Here is a 23406-nt window from a genome sequence, read left to right on the forward strand (position 1 = left end):
TCATACGCCCGCCGCCGACGGCGCCAACCGCTCCTGACGCTGCCACGCCAGCGTCACGGCAAGCGCCACGGCCAATGCCGGCAGCACCGCCAGGTTCACGCCCTGCCAACCCCACTGGTTCAACACCTGCCCCGCCGCCAGTGTGGCCAGCGCGGTCAGCGCGGCTGTGGAAAACTCGCTGGCCGCCTGCGTCCGTGCCCGCTCCGCCGGGCGGTAGCTGCTAGTCAGCAGCGTCGTGCCACCAACGAACATGAAGTTCCACCCCACGCCCAGACAAAGCAGGGCGAGGTAGAAGGCCGGCAGCGTGGTCGAGCACAGGGCGACGATGGCCGCGGGCGCCGACAACGCAATACCGCTCACCAGCATCACCGGATTGCCGAAGCGCTGCAGCAGCCAGCCGGAGAAGAACGATGGCGCATACATGCCGACCAGGTGCCATTCGATGATCTGGGCGCCCTGCTTGATCGTGTGCTGGCACGCGACGGCCGCGATCGGCGTGGCCGTCATCATGAACATCATCACGGCGTTGCCGATACCGTTGTTCGCAAACGATGCCAGGAACACAGGCTGGCGAACGATCTCGCCGAGCGGCCGGGCCGGAAGGTTATCCACAGCTGCCTCGGCGTGCGCCACTGCCGGTGGTTCCCGATAGGCCAGCGCCAGCACGGCCACGGATAACGCGCCAAACACGGCAACTACCGCGTAGGAACCGGCAAACGGCAGCGGCTGCATCATGTCAGCGCTCCAGGCCGCGATCGCGGGGCCACACACCGCCGCCACTACCCCACCGGTCAGCACGGCCGATATCGCCCGCGGCTTCTCGGCAAGCGGCGCGGCATCGGCGGCGGCCAGGCGATAGAAGCGCGCGAATGCCTGGAACACGCCGACCAGCGCCGTACCGAGACAAAACAACACGAAGTCGTGCCGCCAGATCGCTAGCACCGAAACCAGACCACCGGCCATGCAGGCCAGTGCGCCGAGGCAGAACGCCGGGCGTCGGCCAAGCCGCTCGATCAGGAAAGCCGCGGCGATGGCGGTCAGCGCCGATGCCACGGTAATCAGCGCGAATGGCAGCGTGGCCAGCGCCTTGTTCGGCGCGAGGGTGTAGCCGACCAGCCCGGTCAATGTCAGGTCGACGGACAGCGCCGAGGTATAGAGTGCCTGGCACAGCGCCAACACGCGCGCCTGCCGCAATGCGTGGGAAGCCATCGCGTCTCCGAAAGGGAAATGGGGATGGCACCCAGCGTACGGGTCGGCGTAGCCGTCCGACTGACAACGTTCAGCGGATTTCTGCCAACCGGGAACTCAGCGGCTCAATTGAAGACATCCTGCCGATAGCGGCCCTGCGCGACGAGACCGCCAAACCAGTCGGACGCCGCCTCGTCGGTCATGCCACCCTGAGCCTTGCCGATGTCGATCAGCGTCTGGCGTACCGCCGGCGCCATGCGGCGGCCATCGCCGCAGACGTAGATCGTCGCGCCGTCCCGCACCTGTGCCCAGACCTGCTCGCGTCGTTGCCAGAGCAGATCCTGCACATAGCGTGGCGCGTCCGGCACGACCGAGTACGCCGGGTGAACCTCGACCACACCCTGCCCTGCCCAGCGTTCGATGTCCTCGCGATAGAGCCAGTCATGTTGCGGATGGCGGCAGCCAAAGTAGAGCTGCGCGGGCGTCACCGCATTGCCCGCCATCTTCCGCAACGCGCGTTCCTCCAGGAATCCGCGGAACGGCGCGATGCCGGTGCCCGGACCAATCAGCAGCATTGGCGCCGTCGGGTCGGGGTCCGGGGCGAACGGAGGATTCGGCGTGCGGATCGACGCGGATACCCGCGCGCCGATCGGCAGATGCTGGAGCCACGTCGACGCCACGCCACGGAACTGCCCGCGCCCGGATAACGCCGGCGCGCAGACGGTGCCGACCAGCAGCGTCGCCACATCGGGCGATACCAGCGGCGACGATGCGATCGAGTAAAGGCGCGGCCGCATCGGCACAGTGCACGCCAGCAGTTCCTGAAGCGTCAGTGCGATCGCCGGATGTTCGACCAGCACATCGAGGATACCCAGCCGCCGCGCGACCACCTTCGTGGCGTACCCATGCTCCGCGTCGTCCGAAGCAAGTTGTTCGATCGACTGCTTCGTGAACGGGCAGCGCGTGGCCTGCGCCAGCGCACGCAGCGTCTGTCTCGAGACCACGTCCTGCAGCTCGATGAAGTGCGTCAGCAGTTGCCGCACCGGCAGTGACTGGTCGAGCGGCAGGCCACGCCCCATGCCGTGTGGCGCGGAGATCGTGGCCTGCGCATCGGGGTCGAGATCGAGTCGCTCGCACAAGTCGGAAACGAGCTGCGCGTCGTTCTGCGGCCACACCGCGATGTGATCGCCGGTGCGATACGTGATGCCCGGAGGCAGTTGCAGCCGGATATCGCGCGTCGACGTGCGCGGCGCCTCGATCGAGAAATCCCACAGACCGCTCGGGTCGCCTACCAGTTCGTCGTTTGACAGCACCGTGAACGCCTGCGTGCCGGCCGGCAGCGTTTCAGCGCGGATTGCCGCCATGCTGCGCACCTGCACGTCTACGCCGAGGCCTCCGGAGTCCGCGCCGTCGGCCTGCAGCGCCTGCCAGAGTTGTGCGAGCCAGCGCTCGGCCGCCTGATCGAAGTCGCCATTACCATCGGCTTCGCCACGCGGCAGCAACGGCACCGCACCTGCGGTGATAAAGAAATCGAACACGCGACGCGGGAACGCCTGGTACGTCGCCCACTGCGAATTGCCGCAGCCGAGCAGCGCCAGCCGCACTCCATTCGCGCGGTAGCCACTGGCATCGTCCGCATCGAGCATTGCTTCGAACTTGCGACCCGAATCGGGCGCGCGGCCGTTGTAGGTGGCGGCCACGACGACGACCAGGCCCGAAGTGGGCAAGGCGCCTACAGCGTCGTCGAGGTCGGCCAGTTTCGCGTCGAAGCCCGCCGCAATGGCGCCGGCATGGATCTGCTCGGCCAGTTCGCGAGCCGTGCCGAGACTCGATGCGCACAACACGGTCATCGCCTGCCCATGCCCGCGAACGTCTGTCTGCGCGGCGTCGGCAACGGCCTGCGATGCCTGCCGGGTCACGAGCCGCTCGTGTGGCCTGCGCCGCCGCACGCGCAGCACGAACTGATCGGGCTTGATCGTCAACGTTTCCTTGAGCCGGAACTGGTAGTCGTGCGGGTCCTGGAACGCGAAGTTGCGCAGCATCAGCGCCAGCGCGAGCTTGGCTTCGGTCAGCGCGAACTGGCGGCCGATGCACGCGCGCTCGCCCTGTCCGAATGGCATGTAGGCATGGGCGGGAAGCTTCGCCTCGTTCTCGGGCAGGAAGCGATCGATATCGAAGCGCTCGGGGTTCGCCCAGACCTTCGGATCGCGATGCAGCGCAGTCAGCACCACCGAGATGCGACGGTCCTTGCGCAACCGGTAGCGGCCGCCCAGCACCACGTCGTCGAACGGCGCCACCGCGAAGGCGGGTGCGGTCGGCCACAGCCGCAGCGTTTCCTTCAGCACGCGGTCGAGCACGGGCATACGCGCCAGATCGGCATAGACCGGCGGCGCATCGCCGGGCAGCACTGTGTCGACTTCGGCATACGCCTGCGCCAGCACGCCCGGATTGCGCAGCAGTTCATAGAGCGCGAACGTAAGCAAGCCGCTGGTGGTTTCGTGGCCGGCAATCAGGAACGTGATGACCTGATTGCGGATGTTGGCGTCGTCAAGCCGCCGGTCCGTCTCGGGATCGCGCGCTTCGAGCATCAGGTTCAGCAGATCCATGCCCGACGTTGGCGACACGCGCCGCTGGCGAATCACGTCATCGACCAGATTGCGCATATACGCAATGTCCTCGGCAGCCTGGCGATGCGCGCGGCCCATGAAGCGATCCTGGATCGGCAGCCGCGTGAGCTTCTGCATCGCCTCCCCCAGCGCGCCGACCATCGCCACTACGAACGGATCGAGTTCGTCACTCGCAAACGATGCGAAGTCGTACCCGAAGCCCGCCAGCGCGATGGTGTCGAGCGTCAGACGCGTCATGTCGTCCGCCACGGCGATATCGGCGTCCGGGCCCTGGCGGTCCCATTTGTCCACCAGCCGGTTGGCCACACGCAGCATCACGTCGAAGTAGGCCTTCATCGCTCGCTGGCTGAACGCCGGCATCAGGATGCGATGCGCGCAGCCCCAGTTCGGCTCGTCGCTGTGCGCGGTGAACAGGCCGTCGCCGGCCATGTCGCGCAGGTAGGACAGCGGCGGTCCGATGATCTTGCGAAAGCGCGTGGCGTCGCACAACTCGCTGGCCAGCGCTACCGACGACACGAACGGCACGCGCTTGCCGGCGAAGTCGAGTTCGAAGATGCCATCGTGGTGGCGGCTGCGCGCCAGCAGATGCTGGCCGACCTCGCCCGGCGTGATCTGGAACAGGTTGCCGAAGATCGGCCAGCCCGGATCCCGGGGAATCGGCTCGAGGGCAGCGGCAGGTGTTGCAGTGGACATGGGGGAAGCGCCTTGTCGCGCGTGAATGTCATCAGGAAAGCTGCCGTCGACAATCGCCAGATTCGGCGGCGAAGTCAACGCTTTGGCGCCGAGGATGCACTCCAATCGGCACTTCTGTCCGCTCCGCCCCGTCCGTTTGAAATGTTTGTTCGAATCCCGGGCGCGCGACACCGAACCGACTACCTGATCGGCTACCGGCATCAAATGCCCGATCGATTCCCTAATCAAACACCTTGCCGCGCAGGGCCTTGACCTGGCCGCGCTGGGTCTTGGCCTCGATCCGGCGCTTGCGCGACGCCAGCGTCGGCCGCGTGGCCCGCCGTACGCGCGGCGGCTCCGCCACGCTGCGCACCAGTTCGTGCAGCCGCCGGATTGCCTCTTCCCGGTTCAACTCCAGGCTGCGATGCTGCTGGGCCTTGATGACCACCACGCCGTCCCGCGTGATGCGATGGTCGTGCAGCGCCAGCAGCCGCTCCTTGTGATCGGGCTCCAGCGACGACGCACGCACGTCATAGCGCAGATGCACGGCGTTCGACACCTTGTTGATGTTCTGCCCGCCCGCGCCCTGGGCGCGGATCGCGGTGATGTCGTACTCCTGGTGCGGGATAAAAAAGTCGTCGGCCATGCGCCGCATCATAGCAACGCGTGGCCGACGATGTGGAGCAATCGGTATCAGGCCGCTGGCGCGATGTTCTGATTCGTGGAGAACAGGTTCTGCGGGTCGTAGGTGCGTTTGATCTGCGCCAGACGGGCGTAGTTCGGGCCATAGGCCGCGCCGATGCGCGCGGTTTCATCGTCGGTCAGGAAGTTGACGTAGACACCGCCAGTGGCGAACCTTTCCGTGGCGCGGAAAAAGTCGCGCGCCCAGGCGATACAGGCGGCGTCCTCGTCGGGACGCTCCCACCGCGCGTGGACGTTCAGCACATAGCGGGCGTCGCGATGGTGATACGCGGTGGCTTCGGGCGCCACGCGATTGGCCACGCCGCCCACCTGCCCGACGAAGATGTCCGCCAGCGGCGACGGTAGCCGCAGTGCGAAGTCCGTCATGGCGTCGATCGCACCATCCTCGAGCCGCGTGAAGTTGTGCGACTTCCAGTAGTTGCGGGCGCCCGGACCAAGCAGCGCGTCGAAGGCCTGTTGCCACGCGGTGTAAGGCATCTGTCCGACGTGTTCGCCCACGGTTTCCCCGAACTTGCGCAGCGGTTCGATCGCTTTCTCCGCGGCGGCCGGATCGCCGTCGTGGAACACCGCCAGCACCACCACATCCTTGCCATGCGCGGAGGCCGGCAGGAAGGGTAGCGGCGGCGCTTTGCGCAGCACGACCCAGACGTTGAGATCCTCCGGCATCGTCGATTCCACATAGGCGCGGTATTGCCGGAGCACGGTTTTCGCCTCGACCGCGGGGAAGACCAGCAGGCCCGCCGTGATCATCGGCCCCACGGGATGCAGTCGGAACTGGAAAAGCGTCACCACGCCGAAGTTGCCGCCACCGCCGCGCAACGCCCAGAACAGCTCGGGCTCGTGTCGCGAGTCGGTCCAGTGACGCGTGCCGTCAGCGGTGACGATCTCGCAGCCCAGCAGGTTATCCACAGTCATGCCGTACTTGCGCGTGAGCCAGCCGAAGCCTCCACCAAGTGTCAGCCCAGCCACGCCGGTGGTCGAATTGATGCCGAGCGGCGTGGCCAGTCCCTGCGCCTGCGCCTCATGGTCGAAATCGGCGAGCGTGGCGCCGGGACTCACCCACGCTACGCGTTCGAGTGGGTCCACGTGGACGGTACGCAGTTGCGACAGGTCGATAACGAGACCGCCGTTGCAGATCGCGCTGCCAGCGATGTTGTGCCCGCCGCCCCGCACCGCGAGCACCAGGCCACGGTCGCGCGCGAAGCCGACGGCCTGCATCACGTCGGCTGTGCCCGAACACTGGACGATGATCGCCGGACGCCGGTCGACGGTGGCATTCCAGACCGTACGTGCTGTCTCGTATCCCGCATCGGCGGGGAGCAGCACCTTGCCGCGCACGGCGTGGCGCAGCATGTCGATATGATCGGTGGTCAGGGTGGGCATGGCGGTACCTCCACAAACATGCCCGGGGCTTTGGAATTCGCACCCGGAAGAGATATCCATGCAAGGCACGCGCCAGTGGGCGGAAAGCCGCATCGGCGCTGGATTGTCTCAATGTCCGGGGTAGCAACACCGCCGCGAGTTGGCACGACCCGTTGCAAAGTTGGGACGGCGTGAAAGGGACATCCGCACGCCCGATACGGTCACGCAGGCCGACAAATCTTATCGCTGCCAGCGAGGGGGACGCTTCTGCAGGAACGCATCGATGCCCTCGCCCGCGTCCTCTTCCATCATGTTCCGCGCCATGACGTCGCCCGCGAATGCATAGGCATCGCCCAACGCCATCAGGCGCTGGCGATAGAACATCGCCTTGCCGTAGCGGATCGCTGCCGGGCTCTTGGAGAGAATCGCCTCCGCCTTGCGCGCCACGGCGGCATCAAGCTCCTGCTCGGGCACGGCCTCGTTGATCAGGCCCCAATCCGCTGCCGTCTCGGCATCAATGAAGCGGCCGGTCACGAGCAGGTCGAACGCGCGCTTGGTCGAGACATTGCGCGACAACGCCACCGATGGCGTGGAGCAGAACAAGCCGACGTTGATACCGGACACCGCGAACTTCGCCGCGACCGACGCAATAGCCAAGTCGCAACTCGCCACGAGTTGGCAGCCGGCGGCCGTGGCAATGCCGTGCACCCGCGCGATGACCGGCACCGGCAACGCCTGGATCGCCTGCATGACCACGCTGCATTGCGCGAACAGCGTGCGGTAGTAGGCCAGGTCCGGGCGACCGCGCATCTCGCGCAGATCGTGCCCGGCGCAGAACGCCTTGCCTTCGGCGGCCAGCACGACGCAACGTACCGAGTCGTCCCGGGCGATGTCCTCGAAGGCCACGCGCAGCGCTTCGAGCATGGCTTCGGACAGCGCGTTGAATTGCTGCGGCCGGTTCAGCCGCAGCGTTGCCACGCCATCATGGGTCTCTCGTAACACGAAGGGGTCAACAGCCTTGCCGCCGGATTCCATTTCCACGTCTGCGCTCCGTCAAGGGGTGAGTGTCCAGGTTCGGACCTGCAGGAATGTCAGGTCAACTCGGGCGGATATCCGGCCGGCGAACCATCCAGACCCTATTCGACACCAGAACAACGCTGGAATCCACTGCCTGGTTGGCCACCGTGCGCGTCTTTTTGCGCACTTTCATTCGCCCGCAGTGACCTGGCAGACACCGGAACAGCGACTAATATGGTGTTACGCACCAGCCCCGTGCGGTATCTACAACAGCGGAGGGAAATTGCAATGGCAAGAAGACTGAGCTGGCTCGCAGCAACGGCAACGGCATGTGTCGTGATGACGATGGGCCAAAGCGCCCTGGCCCAGGAGATTCCACTGGTCACCGGCAAGCAATGGACACAATCGACCGAACAGATGAAGAAGGCCTATCTGGTGGGCATCGCCAATCTGGCCCAGGTGGAATCGGCTTACTACGCCGACAAGCCGCCCGGCGACACTCAGAGCATCATGCCCCGTCTGTCGAAGGGGCTCAGGGGCCATACGCTCGATACCGTGCGTCAACGTGTGGATAACTGGTATGCGGCGCACCCCGACCAGCTTTCGCGGCCGGTGATCGAGACGATCTGGTTCGACATGGTCATTCCCGGCCTGCAACCCCAAAAGTGAGGTGATGCCATGAAACGACTTCAACAGCTTGGTGTGGTGCTGGCCATCGTCGGCGCCGCTGGGTGTACGAACATGACGCCGCAGCAGCAAGGCACGGTATCCGGCGCGGCAATTGGCGCCGCGGCCGGCGCGGGTATCGCGGCGATTGCCGGCGGCAGCGGCTGGACCGGCGCCGCCATCGGCGCCGTCGCAGGCGGCGTGGCGGGCAACATCAAGGGCAACAAGCAGCAGAGCTGGTACTGATCTCCCCTTGTCCCTGTAAATCGCCCTTGCGGCGATCGGCGCGGATTCGGGTACGCACGGCATTGGCCCGTGCGTATCGGGTCCGCGCCTTTGACTTCTGGCATCGGGCGACGGAAATCCAGCTATGGCCGGTGCGCAGCCTGAGTTGAAATCACTTCGGAAAAGTCTTGCTGGGATTGGCGCGCCCGGCTGGGATCGAACCAGCAACCCCTGCCTTCGGAGGGCAGTACTCTATCCATTGAGCTACGGGCGCGATGTGGGCTTTGCTGACAACGGGCGAGTGCCGCCGTCGGAAAGTCGCATAGGATACTCCGTTTGACCCGGCCCGTCCATGCGGGTTGCGCCGGTTAGTGCGATTACGGGTCTCCACGGGTCTCCCAGCCGCCGCTTTTGGCCCCCGGAGGCCATGTCTTGCGTCTATAATCGGCTCCTATTTGCGTCGCCAGAGAGACGTACCCGGGACCTGAGACAACCCGGACGCAAAAACGACAGATTCATCCCCGAAAACAGGGACGCTATCCAGACGAGGCCAGGCCGAAACGGCCAGGCGCGTGGACGTGGGCAGTTGAAGCCGCGCTGCGACGCCAGAGTCGTCCGGATAGCGTCTCCGAGGGCCAGACAAAGCAAGCCGCCCCCAACGTGCTGTGCAATAGGTTTCCCGCAAAATCGAGAGTTCTGTATGAGTGACGTCCACCAAGAAAACGACCACCACGAGTCGCCAATCAAGACCCCCAAGCAGCTGATCGTTGTCGTGATCGCAGCGTTCCTGATCCCGATCCTCGTCATCATCCTGCTGGTCAACTTTGTCGGACACGGCACCCGCGAAGGCGCCGGCTCAACACAGTCTGCCGAGGCAATCAACGACCGGATCAAGCCCGTAGCCTCGCTCGAAATCAAGGACCCTAACGCACCGCGCGTCCTGAAGACCGGCGAAGAGGTCTACAAGGCCGTCTGCGCAGCCTGCCATGCCAGCGGTGCCGCTGGCGCGCCGAAGTACGGCGTGGCGGGTGACTGGGCGGCCCGCATCGGCCAGGGCTTCGACGGCCTGATGAAGTCGGTGCTCAACGGCAAGAACGCGATGCCTGCCCGTGCCGGCACCACCCCGGATGACCTGAGCGACTACGAACTGGCCCGCGCCGTGGTGTACATGGCCGACGCCGGTGGCGCCAAGTTCCCTGAGCCGGCAGCCCCAGCCGCTGGCGCACCGGCCCAGGCCGCCGCTCCGGCAGCCGACGCACCCGCCGCTGCCCCTGCTGCTGCAGCGCCTGCCGCCGCCGCGGCTCCGGCCCCTGCTGCTGTTGCTGTTGCTGTTGCTGCTGCCGCACCGGCCGCCGCTTCGGCTGAAACGGGCAAGAAGGTCTATGAACAAGTCTGCGCGGCTTGCCACGCCTCTGGTGTGGCCGGCGCGCCGAAGTTCGGCGACAAGGCCGCCTGGGCGCCGCGCCTGAAGGAAGGCATGGACGCAGTCCACAACTACGCGCTGAAGGGCAAGGGCGTGATGCCGCCGAAGGGTGGCTATGCCGGTCCGGATGCCGACGTGATCGCCGCTTCGAACTACATGGCAGAGGCCGGCAAGTAAGAGCGAATGACAGTGACGCCGGGGGCAACCCCGGAAGTCACCCCGGCTCCACAAAAAAGCCCGCGAATATCTCGCGGGCTTTTTTTATTGGCTCATTTGCCGAGCATCAAAATTTCTTTAAACGACGCGTGAGTAGCGCACCAGCGGGATGACCTTCGCGTCGTTGGCCGCCGGAGTTGCGGGCTTGGGACGCAACGCGTCTTCACGCAGATAGTGGTCGAACACCATCGCGATGCGACGCACCAGCAGTCGGCCCAGCGGCGTGATCTCGATCCGGTCCCGTGTGCGCCGAAGCAGATGGTCCACAGCCAGCTTGTCCAGGTCGGCCAGTTCAGCGGCGAATTTCTGCGCGAAATCGATGCTGTGCGCGGCTTCCACGGCAGGAATATCGAGCGTGCCGTTGCACATCAGCTCGCCGATGATGAACTTGCGCAGACGGTCGTCTTCCGAGGTCTCGAACCCGCGCACGATCGGCAGTTGGCCTTTGTCGAGCGCGGCGTAGTACTCGTCCGTGGTGCGCGCGTTCTGCGCGTAGTGACCCGCCACGGCGCCGATCGCCGAGACCCCGAAGCCAAGCTGGTCGTAGCCTGCGTGGGTGGCATAGCCCTGGAAATTGCGTTGCAGCCGGCCTTCACGCTGGGCAATGGCCAGATCGTCATCCGGCAACGCAAAATGGTCCATGCCGATATAGACATAGCCAGCGGCGGTCAGGCGCTCGATCGTCGATACGAGGATGTCGAGCTTTTCCGCGGCAGGTGGCAATGCGGCGGGATCGATGCGGCGTTGCGGTTTGAACACATGCGGGAGGTGCGCGTAGCTGTAGACCGACAGGCGGTCCGGGCGCATTTCCAGCACGCGGTCGATGGTTGCCGAGAAGCGTTGCGTGGTCTGGTGCGGCAGTCCGTAGATCAGGTCCATGCTGATCGAACGGAACCCAAGGCGTCGCGCGGCCCGCACCACGCCGTTGGTTTCCTCGTACGACTGCACCCGGTGGATGGCCTGCTGCACTTCGGGGTCGAAGTCCTGCACGCCGAGGCTGATCCGGTTGAAGCCAAGTTCGCCGAGCAGGTCCATGCGATCGTCGCCCACACGGCGCGGGTCGATCTCGATCGCGTGCTCTCCCTCAGGCAGCAGTTCGAAATGCTTGTGCAACGCCGACATCACGTGGCGCATTTCAACGGGATCGAGGAACGTCGGCGTACCGCCGCCCCAATGCGACTGCATAACCGCGCGGCGCTCGCCAAGCTGCTCGGCGGCCATGGCCATTTCGCGTGCCAGATAGTCGACGTAACGCGCGCTGCGGGTGTGATCCTTGGTGATGATCTTGTTGCAGCCGCAGTAGTAGCAGATGTTCTCGCAGAACGGGATGTGGACGTACAGCGACAGTGGAGCCGGTGCGTTCGCGCGGCAGGCATCCAGGGCGCGCCGGTAGGCGGCGTCGCCGACTTCACCGTGAAAGCGGTCGGCGGTGGGATACGACGTGTAGCGCGGGCCGTTGCCATCGATGCGGCCGGCAAGTTCGCGGAAGTCGGCGAGTGCGGTGCGGTCGAAGGCGGTCGACGGGGATGCGAGGCCGGAAGGGATAGCGGTATCGGGGGTGTTGGACGTGGGGGCGGACATGATTGTGGTGCTTTCTAGGCGGAAGTACGTCCGATCCTATGCCTCGCCCGGGACTGCCATCTTGATAAGCATCAAGGCCACGTCATGCGTGCGCCCGCCAGCCCCGCCGAGGTGGGGAGCCAAGTCGCGTGCAAGTCACGGGAACGTCATGAACCGCCGATAGTCTCGGCCCGGTCTCGCTGCCCTGCGCTGCGAGACATCCTTTCCCCTCACACCGCTTCCGAACCACTGCCATGCGCCAAGCCCCACCGCAGTCGATATCGTCATGCGCGCCCGCGTCCGCAGGGCGTCGGCGCACGCTCGGCACGCTCGGCACGCTCGGCGCACTGGGTTCGCTCGGCGCGTTGTCATCACTGGCCGGGATCGCACCGCTCACCGCGTTCGCGCAGCCCGCGCCATCGGGCGCGCGCCGCCAGCTTGTCGTCGGCCAACTGGTCGATCGCACCGGCCCGCAGGCCGATCTTTCGCGCGACTACCTGGCCGGCGCGAAGGTGCTGTTCGATGCGTACAACGCGTCCAACGGCAGCCTGCATATCGTCCACGTCGCGCGCGATGCCGATACGAATCCGCGTGGCGCCACGGCCCAGGCAGTGGCACTCGCCGACAGCGAACATGCCGAGGTGCTGTTCGGGCCCGGCGATGCATTGCTGCCCGCGCTCGCAGCGTCCACCGAGCTGTCGCGCCGTGGCGTGCAGATCGTGGCACCGCTGTCGGGTCTCTCACTGAATGCCGAGAACGTCTGGTTCACCCGCGCCGACTATCAATCCGAACTGGACGCAGCGGTACGTCAGCTACGCGGCTTCGGACTGACCGCGGTAACGCTGGCGGTCTCTCCCGATTTCGCGGCGGGCACGCTCGCTGCAGGCACGCCCTGGCTGTCGCGGCTGGAGAAAGCCATGTCGGTACAGACGGTGCCGCTCACGGGCAACTTCGACGAGAGCGCGCGCCGCATTGCGGCGGGCCGTCCGGGCGCGGTGATCGTCGGCGGCGACACGCTGGCCTACGGCAGCCTGGGTCGCGCGCTGGCTGCGCAGAACTGGTACGGATTCCTGGTGGGGTTGTCGGCCGTCAGCCCGGTGTCGGCGCGTGAAATCCTCGGTACAGGCTATGCGGGCGGGATGGTGGTGACGCAGATCGCGCCGGGGCCGCAGGAATCGACGCTGCGTGTGGTGAAAGAGCATGTCGCGCGCATGAAGCAGTACCTCGACGAGCCGCCCTCGCCCGCCACGCTGGCTGGCTACATTGGCGCCGCGTGGCTGGTGCGCGCGGCCAGCGGCATCAAGGCGTCCGGACCGGTAGAGCTGCGTCGCGCGCTACAGACGCGCGTCGACGTTGGCGATTTCACGCTCGACTTCACGCGCGGACTACGCGGTTCGCAGTACGTGCAACTGGCACCGATCAACAAGAGCGGTGTGCCCCAACGCGCCTGAGCGATCGACGCGCCGACGCCCCGTCAGGCGCGCGGCAGCACGATGCGCACGCGCAGGCCGCCCTCGGTGCGGTTGGTCAGCGTCAGTTCCCCGCCGTGCCGCGCCACGATGTCGGCGGCGATCGCCAATCCCATTCCCACGCCACCTGTAGCACGGCTGCGCGACGACTCCACGCGATAGAACGGCTCCAGCACGCGCTGGAGTTCCGCGGGCGGAATACCCGGGCCGTTATCGGACACGTCGATGATCACGCGCTCGGCGCTGTCGGTCAGCACGATATGGGCGGCGCCGCCGTACCGGTGCGCGTTCTCCACCAGATTGACCACCGCGCGGCGCAGTTCGGCCGGGTACGCCAGCAGCGGCACGGCGGTGCCGGAAAGCCGCACGTCCTGACCCATTTCCTGTGCATCGTCGACGATGGCCTGCAGCAGTGCCAGCACGTCCACGCGCTGGCGCGGGCCGGCGGCATCGTCTCGCTCGCGCAGGTAGTACAGCGTGGCGTCAATCAGTCCGTTCATCTCGGCCAGATCCTGGCGCAGACGGTAACGCACGTTGTTGTCCTCGATGCGCTCGATGCGCAGGCTCATGCGCGTCAGCGGCGTGCGCAGGTCGTGCGACACCGCCGCCAGGAAGCGCGATTGCTGCGCCAGCTGGGTGCGGATGCGCTGCTGCATCAGGTTCAGTGCCCGGGTAGCGTCACGCGCTTCGGCTGGGCCCGTCTCCTCCTCCAGCGGTGGCGCGTGGACGTCCTGCGCCAGCCGGTTCGCACCACTGGCCAGTTGCTGCACGGGCCGCGCCAGCAGACGCGCGCCAACCCACGATGCAATCAGGATGGCCACGAGCTGGAACAACATGCCCAGGTGCGGCGGCCAGATACCTCGGATATGGAAACCGGACGGTGGCCCAGGCGGCCCAGGGGGTCCGGGTGGCATGAGCACGCCACCTTTCTGCATGCGGAATGCGTCGGGATGCAGCGGGGGCCCGTCGTTGTCGCCGTCGTCATCGTCGTCATTGGCGTTGGGCGGCGGTGGCGGTCCGTGCGGATGGCTGAGCGACGCCAGCGCGCCCGGCAGTGGCGCAGGCAACGGGTGGCCGGCCGCCTCGGCTTCCGACGCGGCGCGGCGCATCCGTTCCATGTAGCGCTCCGAACCCGGGCGCGGGAAGAACCCCTCGATCACGGTCACGCCCAGCACGTGAACGGCAAGCATGATCGCGGCCATCACGAAGAACAGCCGCACGAACATCGAATCGAAGCGCCTTCGGGGCGTCTCCAATGTGCTGGAACGCAATTCTGGCCGCACCATTGGTGGATCGTCCGCCGATGGCGGCATCTGCGCTGCCATGCCGTCAGTGCTCCACGGTGCCCGTGAAGACGTACCCTTCGCCGCGCACGGTGCGGATCAGTGCCGAGTCGCGCGGATCGTCACGCAGCTTCTGGCGCAGACGGGACACCAACAGGTCGATGCTGCGATCGAACACGTCCAGATCGCGCCCACGCGCGGTGTTGATCAGCATCTCGCGATCGAGCACGCGATTGGGATGCTCGATGAATGTCAGCAGCAGCCGGAATTCCGCGTTGGAAAGCGGCACCACCGTGTCCTCGGCATCCACCAGCTGGCGCAGCGTGGTGTTCAGTCGCCATGCCGCGAACCGGACTTCATGCCCGGGCGCGGCCGGTGCCGGACGTCGCACGTCGGCACGGCTGCGACGCAGCACGGTATGGATGCGCGCCACCAGCTCGCGCATCTCGAACGGCTTAGTCACGTAGTCGTCCGCGCCCACCTCGAGTCCCACCACGCGATCGGCCAGTTCCGCCCGCGCGGTCAGCATGATCACAGGCAGGTTGCTGGACTCCCGGATTTCGCGGCACAACGTCAGGCCGTTCTCGCCGGGCAGCGAGAGGTCCAGGATGACGAGGTCGTATTCCTGCTTCGACATCGCCGCACGCATGGCAGTGCCGCCTTCGGCACCATCGGCCTCCATGCCGAATGTGGCGAGGTATTCGGCCAGCATGGCCCGGATTTGTGGGTCGTCGTCGACGATCAGCAGGCGGATTGGCAGGGCGGGGGACAGGTCCATGGGCGAGCTTGCAGATGGGAACGGCCGCGGAACCGCGGCCGGATGGAGCACCCAATGTACCAGCTTGCCCATTACAAGCGATGCCGGTTTTGTATCAAACTTGATACGTGCTCAGAACGCCACAAGCTGCGAGAGGCGGAAAAAAACGCCCCCGGTGCTGCCGCATCCGGGAGCGCTCAACAGGGAAGAAGCCGGGCTCGCATGCGCCCAGCACACACCGCAAACCGAAGGGTAGGCGCGATGTGTCGCGACAGACGCCGAGACGAAAGCGCGCACGCCAATCGTAGAGAGACGGTCATCCCGAAGCTTGTCCGGCTTGTATCAATCACCCCGCCGCAGGCTTGCCGAGCAGCGCCTTGAGCCCGGCCAGACGATCCTTCGGGCTCATGGCCGGGGTCTCGTCCTTCGGGGCGGGGTCGTCCTCCAGCTTCATCTCGGCGATGAAACGCGACGGCTCGCACGCATACGTATCGCGGGCGCGCTTGCGCTTCTTGCACCAGCTGATCTGCAGACTGCGCTGCGCGCGCGTGATGCCCACATACATCAGGCGGCGCTCCTCCTCGATCTTCTCGTCGCCCATTTCCTCGTCCTCGCGCGAGTGAGGCAGGATGCCCTCTTCCACGCCGACCAGGAACACGTGCGGGTACTCGAGCCCCTTCGACGCGTGCAGCGTCGACAGTCGCACCGCATCGGGATCTTCCTCGCGGCCTTCCAGCATGCTCATCAGCGCCACGGTCTGCGTAAGTTCGAGCAGGTTCTTGCCTTCGTCGCCGAAACCATCGGCGGTGTCGAATCCGGTGGCCGCGCCCTCGCCTTCCGGCTCGGGACGCGTGCCCTTGCGTTTGAGCCAGTCGAGGAATTCGAGCGTGTTGGTCCAGCGTGATTGCGCCTGCCGTTCATCGAAGGTGTCGTAGAGGTAGGCCTCGTAGTGGATACCTTCCATGAGATCGTCGAGCACCACCGTGGCCGGGTCCGTCTTCGCACGATCGGCCAGCCGCACCATCGACTCGCTGAACGTGCGCAGCGGCTCAAGCTGGCGCGGCTGCAGCTTCGCCTCGATGCCACCCATCATGGCCGCCTCGAACAGCGATACCTTGGCCTGGCCTGCGAACGTGCCGAGCACTTCGAGCGTGGTGTTGCCTACGCCACGACGCGGCGTGGTGATCGCGCGGATGAATGCGGGATCGTCGTCGGGGTTGGCGATCAGGCGCAGGTACGCGCAGATGTCCTTGATCTCGGCCTTGTCGAAGAAGCTCTGGCCGCCGGAGAGCACATACGGAATGCGCTCGCGGCGCAGGATCTGTTCGAACAGCCGGGCCTGGTGATTGCCGCGATAAAGGATTGCGTAGTCACGGAACTGCGCGCGCCGCTCGAACTTGTGCGCGGACAGCCGGAACACCACCGACTCTGCCTCGTGCTCCTCGTCGTTCATCGGGTGGATCGCGATCGGATCGCCCATGCCATGTTCCGACCACAGCTTCTTGTCGAACAGCTTCGGGTTGTTGGCGATCACCGCGTTGGCTGCTTCCAGAATCCGCACGGTCGAACGGTAGTTCTGTTCGAGCTTGACCACCTTCAGACTCGGGAAATCGGACTGCAGCAGGCGCAGGTTGTCGAGCGTGGCGCCACGCCAGCCATAGATCGCCTGATCGTCATCACCCACTGCGGTGAATGCCGGCGCGCGCAGATGCGACCCACCGGCCAGCAGCTTGAGCAACTGGTACTGGCACGCGTTGGTGTCCTGGTACTCGTCGACGAGGAAGTAACGCAGGCGGTTCTGCCACTTCAGTTGCACGGCTTCGTCGCGCGCGAACAGTTCGGCGGGCAGGCGGATCAGGTCGTCGAAGTCCACCGCCTGGTAAGCGTGCAGCGTGGCCACGTAATTGCGATACACCATCGCGGCCTGGTGCTCGTCGGCATCGCTCGCCTGCGCGAGCGCCGTCTCCGGGTCGATCATGCCGTTTTTCCACAGCGAGATCGTGCTCTGCACGCTGCGGATCAGCTTCTTGTCCGTGGTGCCAAGCTGCTCCTGCACCAGACCGAAGCAGTCATCGGAATCCATGATCGAGAACTGCGGCTTCAGGCCAAGGTGCTCGGCTTCCATGCGCAGGATCTGCACGCCGAGCGAATGGAACGTGCAGACCGTGAGTTGCTTGAGCGGAATCCGCTTGCCCTCGCGCGTGGTCTTGCCCTCCATCAGCTTGCCGATGCGCTCCTGCATCTCCTTGGCCGCCTTGTTGGTGAACGTGACGGCGGCGATGTGGCGCGGCTCGAACCCCTTGTCCTCGATCAGGTGCGCGATCTTCTGCGTGATCACGCGCGTCTTGCCCGATCCGGCACCCGCCAGGACGAGGCATGGCCCGTCGAGATAGCGAACGGCTTCGGATTGCGCGGAATTGAGCCCGTGGGACATGTGATCTTTGATGAGGATTGGCCAGGATCGGCCGAAAAGGCGCGGATGAAGCACACCGGAGCCGGTGCGCCAAAGCTGGCGATGTTAACACGTGCCTCGTGTCACGCGCCTCGTGTCTGGTCGCACCCTGCACGTGTGTCGGAGACCGTCCTACGGCAAGCGTTTCGAGCCCGTAACAATCGTAAGCCGCGGGCACCCGGGCACGGCATCGGCCTCTCACTTTTCACAGCGTGCCGGTATGGCTGGCGCGCGTGGCAGTACCGCATGTCGACAACAAAGCACTGGAGGCCATATGACTACGTTCCGCACGATTTCGAAGCTCACACTGATTGGTGTCACGCTTGCTGCCTTTGGCGGCTGCGCCGACATGACGCCGAAGCAGCGCAACACGGCGATCGGCGCGGGCGTCGGTGCCGTGGGTGGCGCCGTACTGACCGAAGGCAGCCCGCTGGGCACGCTCGGCGGCGCCGCCGTGGGTGGCGTGATCGGTAACGTCACGACCAAGGGTCACTAAGGGTTGTCCCAGGGCCGCTCATCAAGGGCCTGTTACCGGGCGCGATGACGGCCACTGACAGGTTGGCGAGGGCCGCCCGCAACGGGCGACCACGCACGGGACCGGGCCTGCCGCACGAGGTTTGACAAAGGCAGACCGGTCCCGTACATTCACGCGCATCCGGCCGGGAGAGCGCGCAGCGATTGCGCCGCCGAAGGGGTATCACCCGAAAACTCTCAGGCACCATGGACTGGCTGGATCGGCATGCAACATGCACACAATGCATGCCGCACTCTGGAGAGCGACATCCGCTATTGCAAGGCAATGGTGAGCATGTCCACCGAAGGGGCGCACGAAGCACCACGCTTCGTAATCTCTCAGGTATCGAGGACAGAGGGGTCATCCGCGGCAGCGGACTGGTAGCGCATTGGCGCGACCGGACGCTGCGGCGGATGACCCTTTTTTCGTTTTCGAACCACGGTTTTCGAACCGAGCGCCCCCAAGGACATCCATGACGCTCCAGGCCACGCCCCTCAACGCCATCCACCGCGCCCTCGGCGCCCGCATGGTCGACTTCGGCGGTTGGGACATGCCCGTCAACTACGGCTCCCAGATCGAGGAACACAACGCGGTACGCGCCGACGCCGGCATGTTCGACGTCTCCCACATGTGCGTGGTGGACCTGAGCGGCACCCACACGCGCGCCTTCCTGCGCGGCCTGCTGGCCAACAACATCGACAAGCTGCAAACGCCGGGCAAGGCGCTCTATTCGTGCATGCTCGACGAGAAAGGCGGCGTCATCGACGACCTGATCGTCTACTTCTTTGCCGAGGACCGGTTCCGCCTGGTGGTCAACGCCAGCACGGCCGTCGGCGACATCGAATGGATCCAGTCCCGCAACACGGCCACCGGCAGCGGCGTGACGATCACCCCGCGCCGTGGCGACGTGGCCCCGGCCGGCGTGAGCAAGCTGGCCATTGTTGCAGTGCAGGGTCCGAACGCGCGCCAGAAGGTGTACGACGCATTCCCGTCGACCCAGCCCGCCGACACGCTCAAGCCTTTCAACGCGGTGGTGGTGCACGACGCCGAGATGGGTGAACTGATGGTGGCCCGTACCGGCTACACCGGTGAAGATGGCTTCGAACTCGTTGTGCCGGCGGAGAACGTCGCGGGCATCTGGGAAAAGCTGTCCGCCTCGGGCGTGCGTCCCGCCGGACTCGGCGCGCGCGACACGCTGCGGCTGGAAGCCGGCATGAACCTGTACGGCCAGGACATGGATATCCACACCTCGCCGCTCGATGCGGGACTGTCGTGGACCGTCGACCTGCAAAGCGAGCGCAACTTCATCGGCAAGTCGGCGCTGCTGGCCAGTGGCCAGCAAAAGACCTTCGCCGGCCTGATCCTGCGAGACAAGGGTGGCGTGCTGCGCGCGCACCAGAAAGTCATCACCCCGGCCGGCGACGGCGAAATCACCAGCGGCACGTTCAGCCCGTCGCTGGCGCAATCAATCGCCTTTGCCCGCCTTCCCCGCGACATTGCCCCCGGCACCGAGGTGCAGGTGGAGATTCGCGACCGCAAACTGACCGCGACTGTGGTTAAACTGCCGTTTGTGCGCAATGGCAAGGCACTCGTGAGCTGAGGCATCGCCCGGCTTCACACCAACGGTCGCCCTTACATTCCCCCGGCGGGCCAGCCAGGGGGATGCCTGAAACAAGAAACACACTGCATTCCGGAGAACCTCAATGAATTTCCCCGCTGACCTGAAGTACACCGAGTCGCACGAATGGGTGCGCGTCGAGTCCGACGGCACGCTGACGATCGGCATCACCGATCACGCGCAGGACGCGCTCGGCGACATCGTCTTCCTGGAACTGCCCGAAGTGGGCAAGTCGGTCGGCGCCGGTGACGCGCTTGCCGTGGTGGAATCGGTAAAGGCCGCCTCCGACATCTACGCCCCGGTGGCTGGCGAAGTGATCGCCGTGAACGAAGCCGCCTCGGCCTCGCCGGAATCGGTCAACGCCAATGCGTTCGACGCCTGGCTGTTCAAGCTGAAGCCGGCCAACAGCGACGACGTGAACGGCCTGATGAGTGCCGACGCCTACAAGGCCAGCGTCGGCGCCTGAGCCCCGACACCCTGACTGATTCGATGCCGCAAACGCGGCGGCCAGGCTGACCACCTGCCGCCGCGCCCCCCACGAGATTCCTTGCCATGAACGCCCCGCTCCCCATGAACGCTGCCGCCCAAGGTGCCCGGCCCACGCTGGCCGAACTGGAGGCGCGCGACGCCTTCGCCGCCCGTCATATCGGCCCCGATTCCGCCGAACAGCAACACATGCTCAAGGTGCTCGGTTTCGAGAGCCGCGCCGCGCTGATCGACGCCGTGGTACCCGCCGCGATCCGCCGCCGTGACGGCATGTCGCTGGGCGAATTCACCGCACCGCTGACCGAGGAGGCCGCGCTCGGCCGCCTGCGCGCGCTGGCGGGCAAGAACCGTGTGCTCAAGAGCTTCATTGGCCAGGGCTACTACAACACGCTCACGCCGGGCGTCATCCTGCGCAACATCTTCGAGAACCCGGCGTGGTACACCGCGTACACGCCGTACCAGCCCGAAATCTCGCAAGGCCGTCTGGAAGCGATGCTGAACTTCCAGCAGATGATCACCGATCTGACCGGCCTGGATATCGCCAACGCGTCGATGCTCGACGAAGGCACCGCCGCCGCCGAGGCGATGACGCTGCTGCAGCGCGTGAACAAGCACGCATCTAACACGTTCTACGTGGCTGAAGACGTCCTGCCGCAAACGCTGGAAGTGGTTCGCACGCGCGCCCTGCCGCTCGGCATCGAGGTCAAGGTCGGCCCCGCCGCTGACGCCGCGCAGGCCCATGCCTTTGGCGTGCTCCTGCAATACCCGGGCGTGAATGGCGATGTGGCCGACTACCGCGCAATTGCCGAAGCCGTGCACGCCTCCGGTGGTCGCGTCGTGGCCGCTGCCGACCTGCTGGCGCTGACGCTGATCGCCGCGCCGGGCGAATGGGGCGCAGACGTGACTGTGGGCAACTCGCAGCGCTTTGGCGTGCCGCTCGGCTTCGGTGGCCCGCACGCGGGCTACATGGCCGTGAAAGATGAATTCAAGCGCTCGATGCCGGGCCGTCTGGTCGGTGTGACGATCGACGCGCAAGGCAACAAGGCCTATCGCCTGGCGCTGCAGACGCGCGAACAGCACATCCGTCGCGAGAAGGCGACGTCGAACATCTGTACGGCGCAGGTCTTGCTGGCCGTGATGGCGTCGATGTATGCGGTCTACCATGGTCCGCAGGGCCTCAAGCGCATCGCCCAGCGCGTGCATCGCCTGACCGCCACGCTGGCCGCCGGCCTGAAGACGCTGGGTCACACGCCGCTGAACGCTACGTTCTTCGACACGCTGACGCTGGAGACCGGCTTCAACACCGACGCGTTCCACGCATCGGCGACGGCCCGTGGCATCAATCTGCGCCACGTGGACGCCACGCGCATCGGCATCTCGTTCGATGAAACCGCATCGCGCGACGACGTGATCGCGCTGTGGGAAATCTTCGCGCACGGCAAGGCCGTGCCCGACTTCGACACGATCGAGGCCTCGGTGCAGGACGGCTTCCCGGCGACGCTGGCGCGCCAGAGCGCGTACCTCACGCACCCGGTGTTCAACACGCACCACGCCGAGCACGAGATGCTGCGTTACCTGCGCGCGCTCGCCGACAAGGACCTCGCGCTCGACCGCACGATGATCCCGCTGGGCTCCTGCACCATGAAGCTCAACGCCACCAGCGAGATGATCCCGGTGACGTGGCCCGAGTTCAGCAACATCCACCCGTTCGCGCCGCTCGACCAGACCGTCGGCTATCGCGAAATGATCGACCAGCTTGAGGCGATGCTGTGCGCCGCCACCGGCTACGCCGCGGTAAGCCTGCAGCCGAACGCCGGCTCGCAGGGCGAGTACGCGGGCCTGCTGATCATCCACGCCTATCACGCCAGCCGTGGCGAAAGCCATCGCGATATCTGCCTGATCCCGTCGTCCGCGCACGGCACCAACCCGGCGTCGGCGCAGATGGCCGGCATGAAGGTGGTGGTGGTGGCCTGCGACGAGAACGGCAACGTCGATCTGGAAGATCTGGCCAAGAAGGCCGAGCAGCACAGCAAGAACCTGGCCGCGATCATGATCACCTACCCGTCCACGCACGGCGTGTTCGAGCAGGGCGTGCAGCAGATCTGCGACATCGTGCACAAGCACGGCGGGCAGGTCTACGTTGACGGCGCGAACATGAACGCGATGGTCGGCGTGGCCGCGCCGGGCCAGTTCGGTGGCGACGTGTCCCACCTGAACTTGCACAAGACGTTCTGCATTCCGCACGGCGGTGGCGGCCCGGGCGTCGGCCCGGTGGCAGTGGGCGCGCATCTGGCGGACTTCCTGCCGAACCAGGACAGCGTCGGCTATCGTCGTGACGAGAACGGCATCGGTGGTGTCTCGGCCGCGCCGTTCGGCTCGGCCAGCATCCTGCCGATTTCGTGGATGTATATCGCGATGATGGGCTCGGCCGGCCTGACCGCCGCCACCGAGAACGCGATCCTGACGGCCAACTACGTGGCCCGGCGTCTGTCGCCGCACTTCCCGGTGCTCTACACGGGCCAGCACGGCCTGGTGGCGCACGAGTGCATCCTGGATCTGCGCCCGTTGCAGAAGGCCACCGGCATCAGCAACGAGGACGTGGCCAAGCGCCTGATGGACTACGGCTTCCACGCGCCGACCATGAGCTTCCCGGTGCCGGGCACGCTGATGATCGAGCCGACCGAGAGCGAGGCACTGCACGAGCTCGACCGCTTCATCGACGCGATGATCGCCATCCGCGGCGAGATCGCGCGTGTCGAGGACGGCAGCTTCGATCGCGAAGACAACCCGCTCAGGCACGCGCCGCACACGGCCGCTGTGGTCGTCAGCGACAAGTGGAACCACAAGTACACGCGCGAGGAAGCCGCCTACCCGGTGGCATCGCTGCGCACGCAGAAGTACTGGCCACCGGTTGGCCGCGCGGACAACGTGTACGGCGACCGCAATCTGTTCTGCTCGTGCGTACCACTAAGCGAGTACGCTGAAGACTGAGACCCGCTTAAAAAACGATTCTGGCGTCGTTGCGCGGCCTTGCCGTACCACTTGTACTGTCCGCGGCCGCGCGCCTAGCCAGAACCGCTTCGCTTCGTTTTGTAAGCGGCTCTGCGGCACCGCCCTCGCGCAGGAGTGCCGGGTAGTCTTACTTTTACGGCACATCTCAGGAGTCAGC

General features: G+C 65.8%; 17 protein-coding genes, 1 tRNA gene and 2 riboswitches. Of the genes, 8 read left to right on the forward strand and 10 right to left on the reverse strand.

The genetic code is table 11. The features are described 5' to 3' along the window. From K6G35_RS15715 to K6G35_RS15735, 5 genes are all read right to left on the reverse strand, one after another. Positions 1 to 1209, reverse strand: coding sequence for an MFS transporter (locus tag K6G35_RS15715; RefSeq protein ID WP_495675913.1), 1209 nt, complete (start codon positions 1207 to 1209; stop codon positions 1 to 3). Positions 1210 to 1313: 104 nt separating this feature from the next. Beyond that, complete coding sequence (locus tag K6G35_RS15720) at positions 1314 to 4508, reverse strand: bifunctional cytochrome P450/NADPH--P450 reductase (protein ID WP_495675914.1); 3195 nt, start codon at positions 4506 to 4508, stop codon at positions 1314 to 1316. 220 nt (positions 4509 to 4728) lie between these two features. After that, the gene (arfB, locus tag K6G35_RS15725; RefSeq protein ID WP_035884426.1) at positions 4729 to 5133 is read right to left on the reverse strand and encodes an alternative ribosome rescue aminoacyl-tRNA hydrolase ArfB; all 405 of its coding nucleotides are present in this window, start codon (positions 5131 to 5133) and stop codon (positions 4729 to 4731) included. 47 nt (positions 5134 to 5180) lie between these two features. After that, entirely contained in the window at positions 5181 to 6572 is a 1392-nt protein-coding gene (locus K6G35_RS15730) for an FAD-binding oxidoreductase (RefSeq protein ID WP_495675915.1), read from the reverse strand. Between the two features lie 219 nt (positions 6573 to 6791). Continuing rightward, positions 6792 to 7586, reverse strand: coding sequence for an enoyl-CoA hydratase (locus K6G35_RS15735; protein WP_495676359.1), 795 nt, complete (start codon positions 7584 to 7586; stop codon positions 6792 to 6794). Positions 7587 to 7856: 270 nt separating this feature from the next. Here K6G35_RS15735 and K6G35_RS15740 point away from each other — a divergent pair, with 270 nt between their 5' ends. Both K6G35_RS15740 and K6G35_RS15745 read left to right on the forward strand, forming a co-directional pair. Beyond that, positions 7857 to 8237, forward strand: coding sequence for a hypothetical protein (locus tag K6G35_RS15740; RefSeq protein ID WP_024569555.1), 381 nt, complete (start codon positions 7857 to 7859; stop codon positions 8235 to 8237). 9 nt (positions 8238 to 8246) lie between these two features. Beyond that, positions 8247 to 8480 (forward strand): YMGG-like glycine zipper-containing protein, encoded by a 234-nt coding sequence (locus K6G35_RS15745; RefSeq protein WP_035884398.1) that lies wholly within the window; start codon positions 8247 to 8249, stop codon positions 8478 to 8480. Between the two features lie 177 nt (positions 8481 to 8657). On the opposite strand, the gene K6G35_RS15750 is transcribed toward K6G35_RS15745, so the two are convergent. After that, positions 8658 to 8733 (reverse strand) — tRNA-Arg (locus K6G35_RS15750). 426 nt (positions 8734 to 9159) lie between these two features. On the opposite strand from K6G35_RS15750, the gene K6G35_RS15755 reads away from it, so the two are divergent. Next, positions 9160 to 10059 carry a c-type cytochrome gene (locus tag K6G35_RS15755; RefSeq protein WP_495675916.1) on the forward strand — a complete coding sequence of 300 codons (900 nt, stop codon included), beginning with the start codon at positions 9160 to 9162 and terminating at the stop codon, positions 10057 to 10059. 117 nt (positions 10060 to 10176) lie between these two features. Here the strand turns inward: K6G35_RS15755 and hemN are convergent, their stop codons facing one another. Beyond that, complete coding sequence (hemN, locus tag K6G35_RS15760; RefSeq protein WP_495675917.1) at positions 10177 to 11679, reverse strand: oxygen-independent coproporphyrinogen III oxidase; 1503 nt, start codon at positions 11677 to 11679, stop codon at positions 10177 to 10179. A gap of 233 nt (positions 11680 to 11912) precedes the next feature. Between hemN and K6G35_RS15765 the strand changes: the two genes are divergently transcribed. Then, positions 11913 to 13109, forward strand: a complete 1197-nt coding sequence (locus K6G35_RS15765; RefSeq protein WP_495675918.1) for an ABC transporter substrate-binding protein — start codon at positions 11913 to 11915, stop codon at positions 13107 to 13109. 23 nt (positions 13110 to 13132) lie between these two features. Here the strand turns inward: K6G35_RS15765 and K6G35_RS15770 are convergent, their stop codons facing one another. The 3 genes from K6G35_RS15770 to K6G35_RS15780 form a co-directional block, all read right to left on the reverse strand. Beyond that, a complete protein-coding gene (locus K6G35_RS15770) occupies positions 13133 to 14452 on the reverse strand; it encodes an ATP-binding protein (RefSeq protein WP_008647402.1) in 1320 nt (439 codons plus the stop codon). A gap of 4 nt (positions 14453 to 14456) precedes the next feature. Further along, a complete protein-coding gene (locus K6G35_RS15775; RefSeq protein WP_040011096.1) occupies positions 14457 to 15188 on the reverse strand; it encodes a response regulator in 732 nt (243 codons plus the stop codon). 325 nt (positions 15189 to 15513) lie between these two features. Further along, positions 15514 to 17601, reverse strand: a complete 2088-nt coding sequence (locus K6G35_RS15780) for a UvrD-helicase domain-containing protein (RefSeq protein WP_008647399.1) — start codon at positions 17599 to 17601, stop codon at positions 15514 to 15516. Positions 17602 to 17893: 292 nt separating this feature from the next. On the opposite strand from K6G35_RS15780, the gene K6G35_RS15785 reads away from it, so the two are divergent. The 4 genes from K6G35_RS15785 (at position 17894) to gcvP (ending at position 23228) form a co-directional block, all read left to right on the forward strand. After that, positions 17894 to 18115, forward strand: coding sequence for a YMGG-like glycine zipper-containing protein (locus K6G35_RS15785; RefSeq protein ID WP_008647398.1), 222 nt, complete (start codon positions 17894 to 17896; stop codon positions 18113 to 18115). A gap of 154 nt (positions 18116 to 18269) precedes the next feature. Beyond that, a riboswitch (glycine riboswitch) is annotated at positions 18270 to 18357 on the forward strand. A gap of 21 nt (positions 18358 to 18378) precedes the next feature. Beyond that, positions 18379 to 18498: riboswitch (glycine riboswitch) on the forward strand. A 107-nt stretch (positions 18499 to 18605) separates the two neighbouring features. Beyond that, positions 18606 to 19733 (forward strand): glycine cleavage system aminomethyltransferase GcvT, encoded by a 1128-nt coding sequence (gcvT, locus tag K6G35_RS15790; protein ID WP_495675919.1) that lies wholly within the window; start codon positions 18606 to 18608, stop codon positions 19731 to 19733. Positions 19734 to 19836: 103 nt separating this feature from the next. After that, positions 19837 to 20217: a glycine cleavage system protein GcvH gene (gcvH, locus tag K6G35_RS15795; RefSeq protein WP_008647396.1), complete on the forward strand. Its 381-nt coding sequence runs from the start codon at positions 19837 to 19839 to the stop codon at positions 20215 to 20217. 86 nt (positions 20218 to 20303) lie between these two features. Further along, positions 20304 to 23228, forward strand: coding sequence for an aminomethyl-transferring glycine dehydrogenase (gene gcvP, locus K6G35_RS15800; protein WP_495675920.1), 2925 nt, complete (start codon positions 20304 to 20306; stop codon positions 23226 to 23228). Positions 23229 to 23406 lie beyond the last annotated feature (178 nt).

The organism is Cupriavidus sp. HY129, from assembly GCF_059492215.1.